A 15566-nucleotide genomic window follows, 5' to 3' on the forward strand; every position below is an offset into this window, starting at 1 on the left:
TACCCCTCCCAAAATTTTACTAATTTATACTTTTCCATAATTTTTATATTTTATAAAACTATTTATCCGATAGCTATCTGCTCTAATACTTCCATCTCCAAAGTGGGAGTAAAGAGCAGCTACGCCCCTGGATTCGTTCAACTAAGAATTTACTTAAAACTTCAATAAATGCATTTATATCTTCGATATGAGTATTGTGCCCCACACCCTCTATTATCTTGTGCCTTATATTAGAATTGAGTTTTGTAAATTCATTACCTATTTGATTGTATTTTCTATCATATTCTCCACTGATGTATAGTACAGGCACCGGCAGATTGAATATTTGATTTTTCAAGCATGGGAATTTTCCTTGTCCAGTGCATAACAATGTGTTAGAAAGTGCATGAGCTGCATTTAACAAACGTCTTTTAACTATCTCATCTATAATAGATTTTGGTAATCTTCTTTGTGATTCAAAAATATTCAAACTTGACCAATATTCATTAAACCATTCTATTCCATTTTCTTTTATTTTTTTCGCTAGTTCTAAATCACTTTTGCGTCTTTTTAATCTGTTTACCGAATCGCATTCACCGTAGGATGCACTTTCCAAAATAAGCTTATCAATTTCATTGGTATAAGCTAATGTATAAGCTAATGCAATCCTTCCTCCCATTGAGTAACCTAACATGGAATATTTTTTTAAGCCTAATTGATAAATGAGCTTATTTAAATGTTTGATTATTATCTCTAATTTATAACACTCACTTGTCAATGGTTTATCACTTTTTCCATGTCCGATAATATCTATTAATATCAGTTGATACCCATCTAATTTTAGTAGATTCCATGTGCTTAAATTTTCAGAAAAACCATGTAAGCAAATAATTGGTTTGCCCTCACCTTTTATCTGAAGGTGATACTTGATATTTTCAATTTCAATAAACATAATAACACCCTATAATGTTGTATATTTATCGTGTATTTTTTTACTTAACTCTGAATCAATTTTTACTTCAATTAACTTAACTCCTTCTAAAGTTAATGCTTCTTTAAATACCTCTTCAAAAGCTTGATAATCCATTGCTTCATAATATGTTAAGTCATACAAAGTTTTTATACCCTCAAAGTTCATTCCATGTGGCGTTAAGAATAAATAGTCAAAACATTTCTCTTTACTTTGTGGTAAATATCTAAAGATTCCACCGCCATCATTATTCAATAATATAATAATTAAATTTAATTTATGTGTTTTTCCAACTAGCAATCCATTTAAATCATAGTAAAATGACAAATCACCAGTTAATAAAATCGTTGGTTTATCTGATGTGGATACACCTAGTGCAGTTGAAACAATGCCATCAATTCCATTTGCACCTCTATTACACAATACTTTGATGTTTTGATTGCGTGCTTCAAAAAAGTAATCTATATCACGAATCGACATACTATTAGAAACAACTAATCGACTTTCCTCTGGCAGCATATTTTGTACTATTTGAATTAGTTTACCTTCAAATAAGTTTATTTCATCTTTAGCACCATTTAATTGTTTGCGCATTTGTTTTTGATAGTTTAACCACTTATATAAATATTCTGTGTTACTATTTTCTATACAAATAGATTTAGCAAACAACCTTGGCGATGAAACAACATATTTTTTCGTAGAGAGAGATGGATTACGATATTGAAATACCTCATCTATCTGTAAATATAAAATGTCCTGATGCATAGACAAAAATTGCTGCAAACGCTTCGACACAGGAACTTGCCCAAAGTGAATGATAAATTCAGGCTTTAATTCTTTTTTAATAGTATCATTTTTTAAGAATGCATCATAACTATCAATAATAATATCTTTTGAGTAATTTCGTAAATTTGAAATTGGATCAGCTAATACAGGTGCTTTTAATCTTTCTCCTAATTCTAATACTTCTTTATGATAGTCTGAGTAAGCATCTCCACCGCAAATGATAATTCCATTCTTATTTTTTAAAATTGAAGCATCAAATAAAAAACAATTTTCTCCTCTTATATATTCAAATTTGTCTTTTTGGCGTCCTATAGTAAAGTCCAATTTATCTAAATCTGGAATTAAAGGATCACGAATAGGTACGTTAATATGGACTACACCATATTCTTTTGACATAGCACTTGCATATGCTTTTTGCATCACTACACGTACATAGCGATACATATTTTCACTTTCTTCAGGTAGTGCTAATTCTTCATAATATTTTGTATAATCACCAAATATTTTATTTTGATCAATTGTCTGAGGTGCACCAACCTGACGCAATTCATGCGGACGATCAACTGTTAAAACAATTAAAGGTACTCGTGAATACTTTGCTTCAACAATTGCAGGTAAATAATTTGCAACTGCAGAGCCTGAAGTACACACTAGTACAACAGGTCTTTCGCATTCTTTGGCAATACCTAGAGCAAAGAAAGCTGCTGAACGCTCATCAATATTTATAAAAGTTTTAAAATCCTGTTCACAAAATAATAAAGCTAAAGGGGTAGATCGTGAACCTGGACTAATTACAACTTCTCGTAAACCTAATTGATACAATTCATCAACTAAAGCAGCAATATAATTTGTCATTCATTTCACCTTTCTCTATAAACTTTCAATTATGGTTCTTAATTTGTTTTTAGTTTCAATATACTCAATTTCACAATTTGATTTATCTACTATACCACAGCCCGTGTACGCAAAAGCTACATTTTCTTGGATAAGTGTAGATCGTATCCCTGCCACAAAAATACCATCTCCATTTCCATTTATTATACCAATCGGAGCAGCATATAATCCTCTTTCATGTTTTTCATATCTTCTAATTAACTCTAGCGCTTTATTTACAGGATTTCCACCTAATGCAGGGGTAGGATGTAATCGCATTACCCATTCTAATAATGTACTGTTTTTATCCTTTACATGGATACCTGAGTGCAAGTGATGTAAATTTTTAAGAGTCAAAATTCTTGTTTCATCTACTATTACTTCAGAGATAAATTTTTTCATTACATCAACTATTGAATCAATAACAATTTGATGTTCATAACGATTTTTAGCATCACCTAACAGCATATTTTTTTGTAATTCATCATTTTTGTCAGATCGTAAAATTGTACCTGCCAAAGCATAACTTAAAATATTATCTTTTTCCTTTTGAACCAAAATCTCTGGTGTTGCTCCTAAGAAAGTTTTACCTTCTTTAGAATAAGTAAATACAAAGCTATTCGGGTTCTTTTCTAAAAGATTTTGTAAAATACTTTCTACATTTATTAAAGTATCACATTCAATTTTAACTTCTCTTGAAATAACAACTTTATTTACTTCCTGTGTTGATATTGCATTATTCACACTATCAAACAATTGTTTCCAACCTTCATAATCTTCTGCTGCATATTTGTAAGAATGTTTGCAAATTTTTACTTCTGCATTTTCTATTTCAACTAAATCTTTTAAGTAATAAAGTGCCTGTTTTCCATCTTTTTGAACAAAATAATATTCAAATGCAATAGTCTCATTTCCAATCCCTGCCCACTTTTCATCTTTGATTGAATCAAAAAATGTCATTGAGGAAAATGTATATAAATAATCCTTTGAACTTTCTCCTGTAGAAAAAGTTTTTAAGCGTTTAGCACCAAGAATAAACTCCTTTTTTAGTGGATTATAAAATAGAAAACATTCTTCAGTTTTAAAATGCTTTAAAAATGAAAGTGGGTTGTCTAATTTGATTTGTTTTTTCTGATATTTCAAATTACACACCTCCAATTATATAAGTCTTTAGTTCTTTCATGGATTAATTATAAAGTCATACTATGAAGATATTATGAAGATATCCCTACATTTACATAAGCATTTATGGATTAATTATATCTTTTAGTATAGGTTGCCCAAAATTAAGATATCGCAATTAAGGCTACTGACTTATCTTTCAGTAGCCTTGGCCATTTTTTCAATTTCATATTTTGATTTTAAATTTATTTTTTTAGTTAAATCTTACTCCCCCTTTTCAAGTTCAACAAATATATACAGTAGACTATTAATTGGCTTTCTGATTCGATAAAAGGATTCAGATTCATTTATTAAGATGTTGGTTTATTTTCGCTGGAAAAGAATTTTTGCAATCTTCCAAAACTGCCTTTGGCATGTTATTTGTTGCTTCATTTTTCGCAACATTTTCATGCATACCTTGTGTAGAAAATCCATAGACTTCTATTTTGTTTTACAAGATTTTGAACTACAGTTACCACAACCGCAGCTACCGGAAGATTTCTTCTTAATATTTTTATGCAATATATATATTGCAACAACAGCAATAACTCCAGTAATAATTATTTCAATAGTCATTATTACTACCTCCTGTTTATTATTTTATAAATTTTTTATATTGCTAAATCTTATAATAAAGCTAGTCCCTTCGTTGACTTCACTTTCAACATCAATAGATGCTGAATGAAGAATTAAAACATCCTTTACTATAGTCAATCCTATTCCACTACCTTCAATTTTATTTCTACTCTTATCGCCTCTATAAAGTCTTTCAAATATAAAAGGTAAGTCTTCTTTGCTAATTCCAATTCCGTTATCTCTTATACTAACAATGATATCCTCCTTCCTCCTAGCTAAGTCAACCCAAATCTTTCCTCCATAATTTGAGAATTTTGCTGCATTAGATAGGAGGTTAATAAATACCTGTTTTAATTTATCTATATCACCAACTATAGTATAATCTTCATCTGGCATTGCATTATAGATTAGATCTATACTTTTCTCCTTTAATGCAACTGAGAAGTCATCACACACAGAATGTAGTAACTTATCTATAGAAACTTCATCTTTGTTAATAGAAACTGTTTCTGACTCAAACTCCTTTAGAGTATCTAAATTACTTAAAAGTTTTCCAAACCTAATAACCTCATCATTCAAGCCTATCAACTGTTCTGTGGTTACAGGAAAAATTCCATCAATCATGGCCTCTAAATTATTTTGAAGAATATTCAGTGGAGTTCTTATTTCATGAGATATATCAGAAACTAACCTTTTTCTTAATGAGTCCTGTTGCTTAAGTTTTTCTCCCAAAGTATTTATGCTATTCTTAAGCTTTTCAATTTCTAATATATTTGTATCTACATAGGTCCTGGGATTGTAATCCCCATTAGATAATTTTACTGATACATCGGATACCTCTCTAATAGGTACTGAAAACTGTTTTGAAATATAGAGACTAATAATTATTACAATAAAAAGACTTAAAAAAATGCTAGCAACAATCCCCTTATTAATGGACAACTTAAAATTTATATCCTCAGCAGATACTAAAACTGAAGAATATTGTCCTATCTCCACATAACCAACATTATTACCGTTATATTTGATTGGAAAACTTGTTGTACTGTAAATTCCATTATTACTGTTACTACTTATGGTCTTAAAATGCTCTTCTTCTTTTACATCGTTTGGATCCATCATCCAAACTAATTTTTTATTTGAATCCAAAAGTGTTATACAATAATTGCTCATATATGCCTCATGTTTCATTTCGCTTCCTGAATCCGTTGTCCACTTTTTATCTCTCTTATAAACTTCTTCAAAATACTGTACAATTCTATCATTTCGTTTATTCTGAATGTCCACCATATACGTATTAAACTTATTATTTATTATAGTATTTACAAATATTGCAGTTAAAAGTATGGCTAGTATAGAACAAAATAAAATTATAATACTTAATTTCTTTCTTATACTATACATCAACTCTCACCACCAAATTTATAGCCTATTCTAGGCACAGTTAAAATATACTTAGGTTTTTTACTATCTTCCTCCACTTTCTTTCTTATATTTTTAATATGAACATCTACTGTTCTATCAAAACCTTCGAAGTCCATGCCAAACACCCTATCGATTAATTGTTCCCTAGTAAAAACCTTTCCTTTATTCGTTGCAAGAACGTATAAAATGTCAAATTCATTAGGGGTTAGAGCTATTTCTTCTCCCTTAACTCGTACAATTCTACTGTCTTTGTCGATTTGAAGATTTCCATTATCTAAAGATAAAGCTGAGCTAGCATTTACCTCTAGCCTTCTAAATAAAGCGTTAACCCTTGCAACTAATTCTCTTGGACTAAAAGGCTTAACTAAATACTCATCAGCTCCAGTATTAAGTCCCTCTATTCTATCTTCTAACGAAGACTTAGCAGTAATCATAAATATGTGTACATCAGATTTATTTCTTATAATCTTACATATTTCTTCTCCTTGAATATCAGGCAGCATCAGATCTAGTATAACTAAATTAAATTCTATTGAATCAAATAATTCTAAACCCTTTAACCCGGTAGTTGAAGTATATACTCCGTAACCTTCCTTTTCTAAATATGCCTTTTGAACATTAGATATTTTTTCTTCATCCTCTATTATTAAAATATTATTCACTCTACTCACCTCAACTTAATATTGTTATAATTTAATTAGACTTAGCAGATTCTAACCTAACTTTTATATCCTTTTCGTTATCACCTGTACTTTTAACTCTCAAAGTTACTGTGTTTCCCACACCTGCAGTATAAAGTTCAGTTTTAAAGCTAATCATAGTATTAGTTTGCTTACCATTAACAGATAAAATCACATCGCCTTTTCTAATCCCCTGCTTGTATGCTGGTCCCCCTATTATTGACTCATAAACATAAATTCCATTATCCACTTTAATATTTGTTGTAAATCCTGCCATTTGTTTGTCAACACCTTGGATTCCTATAATTGGTGTAACGAAACTTCCTTTTTCTTCGATACTCTTTAAAATTGGCTTTGCTAGATTTATAGGAATAGCAAAACCCATGCCTTCAGCGCTTGTAACTTTAACAGTATTCATTCCTATTACTTCACCATTTATATTAATAAGTGGTCCTCCACTATTCCCTGGATTTATGGAGGCATCTGTCTGCAATAAGTCCTCCATAAACACGCCTCCTTCTTCTCCTATGGTTCTATTCATTGCACTGATAATTCCTGATGTAACAGTTCTTTGGAATGTAAGCCCAAGTGGATTTCCTATAGCTACTGCAGTATCCCCTACACTTAAAGCATCTGAATCGCCAAGTGGTGCTGCTACAAGTTTATTAGCACTAATTTTTACTACAGCCATATCAAGATTTTCATCTGCCCATACTACTTTACCTTTAACTTCTCTTCCATCATATAATGAAACTAAAATCTCATCTGTTTTTTTACTAGCTACATGATTATTAGTTAATATATAACCCCTCTCATCTACTATAATTCCTGATCCAACACCTGATTCTCCCTGTTTGTATATTCCTGAGTTTGTTGTTGATGTAATTCCAACTACTGCCGACATGAGTTTTTTAGCCACAACACTTATGGTTGAAGTTCCGGTCTTTTGACTGCTAATTTGTCCTTCTCCTTGTTCTTGCCTTACTTGCGTTGTTTTAGAAATTTGAGTACTAGTAGATGTATCTACATTGTAGATTCCAAATACTAAACCCGCCCCTACTAAAACTCCTAATAAAGAAGATATAAAATATCCGAATTGCCCTTTGTTTTTATCTTTATTATTATCCATTTTAATCGCTCCTTTTAACCTACACCAGATTCTTAAAATTATTTTAATATTATTTTCATATAATAACTCAATTTTATAAAGATTTTATGTAGATTATAGTGCTATAAGAATTTTAATACCCTTCGATTTAGATGCATTTTATAAAGTTTTCTATGTAAAATCTTTATAAAATCTTCACATTCTTAATTTATAGTGTATATAAATCAAAATTTGATTCTGCAACTTTGCAGGAACGCTTTAATTTTAATAGCAACAAATCTTAATATCTATAAGGAGGCATTTTCTTGAATAATAAAAATTATAAATACTTAGCTTTTACATTATTTTCAGCAGCAATCTTATGGTACTTAATGTTTGTTATAAAACTTTTTAACTTTTGGATAGAAATGAGTTTATCAATATTATTCTTAGTATTAATGGCATTTTTTGCTGACAGAAATATCTTTCATTTTGGAAAACTAAAGCCTAGATATATTCTAGTTGGAATAATATCAGCATTAGTCTTGTATGGAATATTTTATGTAGGAAATATTATATCAGGATATTTATTTCCATTCAAAGACGCTCAAATTTTATCAGTTTATAGTAATAAATCAAATGCTAATCTAACATTAATAGTCCTGTTACTGCTTTTTATAATTGCTCCAGGAGAGGAGATATACTGGAGAGGATTTATGCAAAATGCTTTAAGTAAAAAACTAGGTCATACTAAAGGGTACTTAATATCTGTTTTATTATATTCAGCTACACATATCGTTACCGGTAACTTTATGCTAATTGTAGCAGCTTTAGTATGTGGATTATTTTGGGGATGGCTTTATAAAAAAGAAAAGAGCCTTATCCCTGTACTTATATCCCATGCTATTTGGGATTTAACGATATTCGTCTTGTTTCCACTGATGTAATATATAGTTTTATATAACAATCTATAATAATGATAAACTTTTATAGGTTTTGAATTTCTTCATAACTTCTTTATATACACAATGTATAATTCAATTAAAATATAATTATTTTTAAATTAATAAAAGCATTTTGGAGGGATAAGTATGAATTGTCATGAAGATAAAAAACAAAACCAAGGAAATCACAAGCATAGTCCATTAAAGCATATGTTGCATATGATTGTCTGCTGTGGATTACCTATAATCATTATAGGATTACTGCCAGTTATAACAAGATTTAGCCCTAGTGCTGGTAATGTGATTGGTAGAATAGCACCATTTATATGTCCAATAATGATGATTTTTATGATACCAATGATGATGAGTAATAATAAAAATGGAAGTTGCTGTGATACTAAAAAATCTAATACTGATAGTAAGGAAGTAATATAGATTTATAGAAATAGAACTATGGAGGAGAGGCTCAACAACACTAATGAGTTCTCTCCTTAAATAATAACTCATAAAAATATTATAAATTCACTTATGAAAAGAGGGACACTGCATATGATAAATAATACTTTAGATGTACAAAATATTTTCTCCTCTATTGCGGAAAGCTATGATAAATTGAATTCAATTCTAACTTTTAATATAGATAAAATGTGGAGAAAGAAAGCCATAAGAGTGTGTGATCTAAAAGCTGATAACAAAGTTTTGGATTTATGTTGCGGTACAGGACAGATGATTAATTATGCCTGTAAAAAAGTAGGAAAAAACACTGAAGTTGTAGGACTTGATTTCAATCAAGAAATGATTGATGTTGGATATAAAAGACTTAATCAAAGCATAAATGATCATAAGTTTAGATTAATAAAGGGCGACGTTTTAAAATTGCCTTTTGAAGATAATAGTTTTCACTGTGTGACAATCGCCTTTGGTCTTAGAAATATTAAGGATAAAAATAAAGCATTGTCGGAAATGTATAGAATTTTAATGCCTGGTGGAAAGCTTGTTTGTTTAGAATTGTCTAACCCAGAAATACCCATTTTTAGGGAGCTGCATTCTGCGTATCTGAATTTTGTTCTACCTACTATTGGCTATATAGGCACAAAAGACAAAGGAGCATATATATATCTTAAAGATTCTGTAAGAAACTTTATGTCAAAAAGAAACTAAAGCTTTGCTTTGATGATGCTGGTTTTGTAAATACTGGTTATATATCTTTAACCGGTGGAATTACATCGATTCACTATGGAGTAAAAAGATAAAATATCTTACTTATAATTTTGGAATTAATTTCTTCATAATTTCTTTATATCTTAAAAATATAATTGATATATAGAAAATATTAAGGGTTTATGAGAGGAGGATTATAATGAGTATATTTAAATGCCTTTTCAGTAAAAAATTCAGAGAGGAATATTCAAGACAGTTGGTATACAAACTTAATTATATAGATGATCAGATTGAAAAAATATACACTAATATTAAATCAGAAGAATCAAAAAAGCTTCATAAATATCTAAGTTAAAAATCCATCTTTTACGTTAAATAAAAAGACTCGTATTTAGTTATTAATATTATAGCTGAATACGGGTCTTTGCTATTACAGTACATTTTTAATTTTAAATTATATCTTCATATTTTCTTCATAGCAAATCTTTATAATAACAAATATGGTGTTAAATTTGAAAATCATTTATTTAATTAAAATTCATACATAGGAGGTGAAAAAATGAGATTTAATGAAATTTTAGTTCCGATAATAAAAGAAATTGATCAACTTGAATTAGAATTGGAAAATATCGCTACAAAATTAGATGATAGTAGTTTAAATGATATTTTTGCCTACTTTTTTTCAATTCCAGGTAAACGTCTAAGGCCTATGTTAACATTTTTATCTGCAGGCGCAATAAATAACCAACTTACTCCATCTATAAATCATAGATTAGTTCAGTTAGCAGTGGGTATAGAACTTATTCACAACGCTAGTTTAATCCATGATGATATCATAGATGGTGATTTAGAAAGACGTGGCCAAAAAACTTTAAACAATACTTTCGGAAGTAAAATAGCAATTCTAACTGGTGATGCATTGTATTCAAGAGCCTTTACTATTTTCTCTGATACCCTACCAAAAGAATTTTCACAGACAATAGGAAGAGTTACAGAAGCAATGTCTATATCTGAAATATTGAATGCTAAAAATCCTTTTCCAGATCGTGAGACATACCTAAAAATAATTGCAGGAAAGACAGCAGTCTTCATGAGTGCTTGTTGTAGTCTCGGCGCTGCTATAGTGGGCGCAGGTGAAGAAGAATCAAGTATGCTTTCCAAATACGGCAAAAACCTTGGTATGGCATATCAAATACTAGATGATTATATCGACGGAGACCCTGTTGCAATGAAAAATGTAACTATTGAAGAAGGTTTTCAATTTGCATATGCTGCTAAATCTTCTATTGAAACTTTAAAGGACTCAATATATAAGAGAAATTTAATTATGCTAGTAGACTATGTTTTAGACTTCTACAGTCCTAATGTGCAAAATGCATTATAGTTATGACATTAATATTACTTATTCATATCGCAATAAATAAGATTCAAAGTTAGGTGACAGGAGTGTGTATAAATATGAAAATTTTTCAAGACAAAAGATTTGCCATTCTATGGACAATCCTTAGAATTTGGCTTGGTTATGAATGGATATCTGCAGGCATTGAAAAGATATCTAATCCAACCTGGGTTGGCAGTAAAGCTGGAGTAGCAATCACAGGTTTTCTAAAAGGAGCACTTGCTAAGGCAACTGGAGATCATCCTTTAGTGCAAGGTTGGTACGCTAACTTCATTCAAAGTGTTGCTCTGCCTAATGCAAAAGTTTTTAGTTATTTAGTCACCTATGGTGAGTTATTAGTAGGTATTTCTCTAATTCTAGGCGCCTTAACAATCGTTGGCCTGCTTGCCGGAGCTTTTATGAACTTAAACTATATGTTAGCTGGAACAACTAGTACAAACCCCAACTTGTATACTGTAGCAATTTTACTTATGGCGGCTGGAGCAAATGCTTACTTATTTGGCCTTGATAGATTTATCTTGCCTAAATTAAGTAAGCTTTTCAATAAAAACTCTACTATAAAGGCAGTGAGGTAAGATTATTACTACTGCCAATTTCAAAAGACAAAATATTAAACTATAGCAAAGGAAGGATATAAAAATGAAAAGAAGATTACTAAAAAACTTAACAATTATCTCAGCATTAGTTTTAACTTTATCTACATCAGTATTAGCTGATGGCAGTGGAAAAAAGATAGAACAACGAGTTGATGGAGTTAAAGCAACTCTTATTTTAAGTGGTGACAAGGCTAAAACAGGTGAAAATGAGTTAACCTTAAAACTAGCCGATGAGAAAGACAAACCAATAGATAAAGCTGATGTCAAAGTGTCCGCAGAAATGGCTAAGAATGATATGGGTGACATGAATATGGGCGAATCTAAACCCGAAGTTATTCAATTTGAAAAAGGTCATGAAGAAGGCGAATATGTTGGAAAGATAAAGTTTAGTAATAAAGGTCACTGGAAAGTTAAAACAGACTTTACAGTAGATAATGCACAAAAGATGGTTGATTTTGATGTAGATGTAATAAGTTCTGGACCTAACTGGTTTGTTGTAGGTGGTTTTTTGGTAGTAACTACTTTAATTATAGTAACTGCTGGAGTAACAAAGAAAAAGAATAAGAAAATTGCAAAAGCATAGAAAGTGAGGTAATGTTTTATGACAGAAAAAAAGACATCTTTAATCGATGAAGAGAAAACATCCTCGTCAAATGATATAAATCTCTTAGATAACAAAAAGTTTTCAAGCCTTATGAAAAGCAAATGGTATCCTGGCGTTTTTCAATGGCCAGTAGCAATAATATTTGCATTTATAGTTTATGAACTCCTATTTGGTTCTACTAGTGCCCATGATAACTTTGGTACTGCTGCTACATGGGTATTATGGTGGCCTCTTCTGCCAATTATAATGTTATTATTAGGTAGATTCTGGTGTACTATTTGTCCTTTTGGAACACTTAATGACTTAGTTCAAAAATTTGTTGGTAATAACCGCCCTGTACCTAAGTTTCTAAAAAAATATGGGATTTGGATTATTGATGCAATATTTCTTTTAATCACATGGAGTGATCATATTTTTGGTGTTGTTGAATCACCAAGAGGCTCTGGTAATCTACTATTGCTAATTACCCTTGGTGTAATCGCTTCTGGGGCTATATTTGAACGTAGAACCTGGTGTAGATATGTCTGCTTTTTAGGCGGGTTATCTGCTAACTATTCTAGATCAGGTATGATGGAACTTAGAGCTACTCCTGAAAAGTGTGCTAAATGTAATGTTGCTGCTTGTTATAAAGGAAATGATAAAGTAGCAGGTTGTCCTATGTTTGAGTTTCCAAGAATTATGGATACTAATGCAGAGTGTAACTTCTGCGGAAATTGCGTAAAGAGTTGTCCAAATAATTCTATTAGAATATCAAGACGTGTACCTACTAGAGAATTATGGTTTATTCGTAAACCTAAACTGGAAGAATCATTTCTTGCTGTTGTTATTATGGGTATCGTATTTGTACAAAATATCACTATGCTTAGTATATGGGAGCCTATTTTAAATTGGCTTGAAAAAACTACTGGTACTGATAGCTACTACGTAACCTTTACTATAACATTTATTATAGCAATGTTGATTCCTATAGCAATGTTATCATTAACAGGATTGATTGCTAAAAAATTTAATGGAGATTCTGTTAAACAAAACTTTGCTAAATTTGGATATGCCATCATCCCATTAGACATGGCTGCTCATATAGCTCATAACCTATTTCACTTGCTAGCAGAGGGTAAATCAATACTGTTTACTTTCATGGCACTATTTGGGCAGGAAATGCATGGTTCCACTGCTATTTTAGATACTGTCACAATACAAGTTCTTCAGTATGCTTTAATTGTCCTTGGTGCTATTGGTTCAATATATACTGCATACAGAATTTCTAAAAGCAATTATGGAGGCAAGAATAGTAAGTCTCAAGGATCTTCTATAGTATATGGAGTGTTAATTCTAGTATTAGCTATTATAAACATAATACTATTCATGCTCCCAATGGCAATGCGTATGTAAGTATATTTAGATTGTCGTATATGGTATAATTGTCATAATTTAATGAGCAAAGTTATGATGTTATTACCTCAATTCATAGAAAAATTCAATATTGCTTATAGCGTACCAATTTGCGGGGTTGTAATTGAAATTAAAAAATATTGGCTTCTAAACAGCAATGGGCATAGCTTTCTTCGCTATGCCCTAATTGTGTTTATCTCAATCTAACTTATCAGTAATTAAAACCTTCACTATTTTAGGTCTAATCATGTGCTAATGTATTATGAAGAATTTTAGTGTTATCTTTTAAAATTCCATCATATAAAGATTTAATCATAGGATTTTCTTCTGAACGCTTTATATGTGTAATACTATCTACATTATATAAGCCACTACTTCTTAATTTTTTTAGTGCTGATGAGCAGTGATTAGGCTGACCACCGCCTCCTATGCACCCTCCTGGACAGGCCATTACTTCAACAAAATGATAAGTTTTTTCTCCATTTTTTATTTTCTTTATTAAATCTTGTGCGTTTTTTAAACCATGCACTACTGCAATATTCACATTTTGGCCATCGATCTCTACAGTGGCTTCCTTTATACCATCCATTCCTCTAACTCCAACAAAAGTAAGCTCTTTCAAGCTTTTAGACTTATTTTCTTTTAAAGAATGTCTAAGTACGGCTTCTGCAACTCCGCCTGTTACTCCAAAAATTATACCTGAACCACTAGCAAATCCAAAAGGCATATCCATAGATTCACGTTCAATTTCATTAAATACTATTCCTGCTTCTTTTATCATTGAAGCTAACTCTTGAGTAGTAATTACTATGTCAACTGTTGGCTTACCATTTATCTTAAACTCTTCTCTATTCGCTTCAAACTTTTTAGCCGTACAAGGCATCACTGAAACAATTATAGTTTCTCTAGTATCCTCCTTCAACCCACCATAATATTCTTTTACTACAGAACCAAACATTTGTTGCGGAGAAAGACAACTTGATACATTTTTTCTTAATTCAGGATATCTATCTTCTACATGCTTTACCCAAGCAGGACAGCAAGATGTGAATAGAGGTAAGTTCTCCCCTTTGACAATCTTTCCATAAACTCTTTACTTTCTTCTATAACAGTCAAGTCTGCACTAAAGGCAGTATCATAAACTTCATCAAAGCCAAGCTTTCTAAGTGCTGCAGCAATTTTCCCTGTAACAATTTCCCCTGGATTAAGTCCGAATTCTTCTCCCAATGCGATTCTAACCGCTGGCGCAATCTGTGCTACAACTCTTTTATTTTTATCAAATATAGCTTTCCAGACATCACTAGTTTCATCCTTTATGATTAAAGCTCCAGTAGGACAAACTGATGCACATTGTCCACAATTTACACAATCAACCTCTGCAAGAGGTTTATCGAAAGCAGTTGTCACCTTTATTTTTGATCCTCTATGAGCAAATGCTAGTATACCTACTCCTTGGACTTCTTCACACATTCTTACACAGTCACCGCAATTAATGCATTTGTTAGGGTTTCTAATTATAGATTTACTACTTTCATCTAATGGAAAAACTTCGCTTGTTTCATTAAATCTTACTTTCTTAATTCCTAATTTAATTGCTAGTTCTTGAAGTTTGCATTTACCATTTTTTTCACATACAGTACAATCTCTATCATGGTCTGCCAATATCAACTCAATTATCATTTTTCTGTGTCTTTGTAACTTAGGAGTATTTGTGTATATTTCCATACCTGCTTTAGGTGGTGTAGAACAAGAAGTTATTACTCCTCCCCACTTATCTTCTACTATACACATTCTGCAAGCACCATAAATACTTAATTCTGAATGATAGCAAAAAGTCGGCAAATCAATTCCTGCTTTTCTTATTACTTCAAGTATGTTTTTCTCTCCTTTTAGTTCTACTTTTTGTCCATCTATAATCATAAACTCTTGCATA

14 protein-coding genes and 2 pseudogenes are annotated in these 15566 nt (G+C 31.0%); 8 read left to right on the forward strand and 8 right to left on the reverse strand.

Annotated features, from left to right (window positions below; genetic code table 11):
• Positions 1-82 precede the first annotated feature (82 nt).
• The 7 genes from menH to RCG18_RS22500 all read right to left on the reverse strand — a co-directional run bounded on the left by menH (position 83) and on the right by RCG18_RS22500 (position 7579).
• The gene (menH, locus tag RCG18_RS22470; protein ID WP_308038222.1) at positions 83-931 is read right to left on the reverse strand and encodes a 2-succinyl-6-hydroxy-2,4-cyclohexadiene-1-carboxylate synthase; all 849 of its coding nucleotides are present in this window, start codon (positions 929-931) and stop codon (positions 83-85) included.
• 9 nt (positions 932-940) lie between these two features.
• Complete coding sequence (gene menD, locus RCG18_RS22475; RefSeq protein WP_308038223.1) at positions 941-2590, reverse strand: 2-succinyl-5-enolpyruvyl-6-hydroxy-3-cyclohexene-1-carboxylic-acid synthase; 1650 nt, start codon at positions 2588-2590, stop codon at positions 941-943.
• A 15-nt stretch (positions 2591-2605) separates the two neighbouring features.
• On the reverse strand, positions 2606-3751 hold the full coding sequence (locus RCG18_RS22480) for an isochorismate synthase (protein ID WP_308038224.1): 1146 nt from the start codon (positions 3749-3751) through the stop codon (positions 2606-2608).
• A gap of 459 nt (positions 3752-4210) precedes the next feature.
• Positions 4211-4345: a FeoB-associated Cys-rich membrane protein gene (locus RCG18_RS22485; protein ID WP_374118967.1), complete on the reverse strand. Its 135-nt coding sequence runs from the start codon at positions 4343-4345 to the stop codon at positions 4211-4213.
• Positions 4346-4369: 24 nt separating this feature from the next.
• A complete protein-coding gene (locus tag RCG18_RS22490; RefSeq protein WP_308038225.1) occupies positions 4370-5749 on the reverse strand; it encodes a HAMP domain-containing sensor histidine kinase in 1380 nt (459 codons plus the stop codon).
• A complete protein-coding gene (locus tag RCG18_RS22495; RefSeq protein WP_308038226.1) occupies positions 5749-6432 on the reverse strand; it encodes a response regulator transcription factor in 684 nt (227 codons plus the stop codon). The genes RCG18_RS22490 and RCG18_RS22495 overlap by 1 nt, the downstream gene beginning before the upstream one ends.
• A gap of 31 nt (positions 6433-6463) precedes the next feature.
• On the reverse strand, positions 6464-7579 hold the full coding sequence (locus RCG18_RS22500) for a trypsin-like peptidase domain-containing protein (protein ID WP_308038227.1): 1116 nt from the start codon (positions 7577-7579) through the stop codon (positions 6464-6466).
• A 284-nt stretch (positions 7580-7863) separates the two neighbouring features.
• Here RCG18_RS22500 and RCG18_RS22505 point away from each other — a divergent pair, with 284 nt between their 5' ends.
• The 8 genes and pseudogenes from RCG18_RS22505 (at position 7864) to RCG18_RS22540 (ending at position 13633) form a co-directional block, all read left to right on the forward strand.
• Positions 7864-8484, forward strand: a complete 621-nt coding sequence (locus RCG18_RS22505) for a type II CAAX endopeptidase family protein (protein WP_308038228.1) — start codon at positions 7864-7866, stop codon at positions 8482-8484.
• A 144-nt stretch (positions 8485-8628) separates the two neighbouring features.
• Complete coding sequence (locus RCG18_RS22510) at positions 8629-8916, forward strand: hypothetical protein (protein ID WP_308038229.1); 288 nt, start codon at positions 8629-8631, stop codon at positions 8914-8916.
• Positions 8917-9030: 114 nt separating this feature from the next.
• A pseudogene (gene ubiE, locus RCG18_RS22515) lies at positions 9031-9734 on the forward strand (bifunctional demethylmenaquinone methyltransferase/2-methoxy-6-polyprenyl-1,4-benzoquinol methylase UbiE).
• 107 nt (positions 9735-9841) lie between these two features.
• Entirely contained in the window at positions 9842-9997 is a 156-nt protein-coding gene (locus tag RCG18_RS22520) for a hypothetical protein (RefSeq protein WP_308038230.1), read from the forward strand.
• Between the two features lie 204 nt (positions 9998-10201).
• Positions 10202-11026 carry a polyprenyl synthetase family protein gene (locus tag RCG18_RS22525; protein ID WP_308038231.1) on the forward strand — a complete coding sequence of 275 codons (825 nt, stop codon included), beginning with the start codon at positions 10202-10204 and terminating at the stop codon, positions 11024-11026.
• A 74-nt stretch (positions 11027-11100) separates the two neighbouring features.
• Positions 11101-11616, forward strand: a complete 516-nt coding sequence (locus RCG18_RS22530; protein WP_308042087.1) for a TQO small subunit DoxD — start codon at positions 11101-11103, stop codon at positions 11614-11616.
• 64 nt (positions 11617-11680) lie between these two features.
• A complete protein-coding gene (locus tag RCG18_RS22535; RefSeq protein WP_308038232.1) occupies positions 11681-12220 on the forward strand; it encodes a FixH family protein in 540 nt (179 codons plus the stop codon).
• An 18-nt stretch (positions 12221-12238) separates the two neighbouring features.
• Complete coding sequence (locus tag RCG18_RS22540; protein ID WP_308038233.1) at positions 12239-13633, forward strand: 4Fe-4S binding protein; 1395 nt, start codon at positions 12239-12241, stop codon at positions 13631-13633.
• A gap of 241 nt (positions 13634-13874) precedes the next feature.
• On the opposite strand, the pseudogene RCG18_RS22545 reads toward RCG18_RS22540, so the two are convergent.
• Positions 13875-15565, reverse strand: a pseudogene (locus tag RCG18_RS22545) ([FeFe] hydrogenase, group A).
• Between the last annotated feature and the right edge of the window lies 1 nt (position 15566).

This window comes from Clostridium sp. OS1-26, assembly GCF_030915445.1.
Classification (GTDB): Bacteria; Bacillota; Clostridia; order Clostridiales; family Clostridiaceae; genus Clostridium_AM.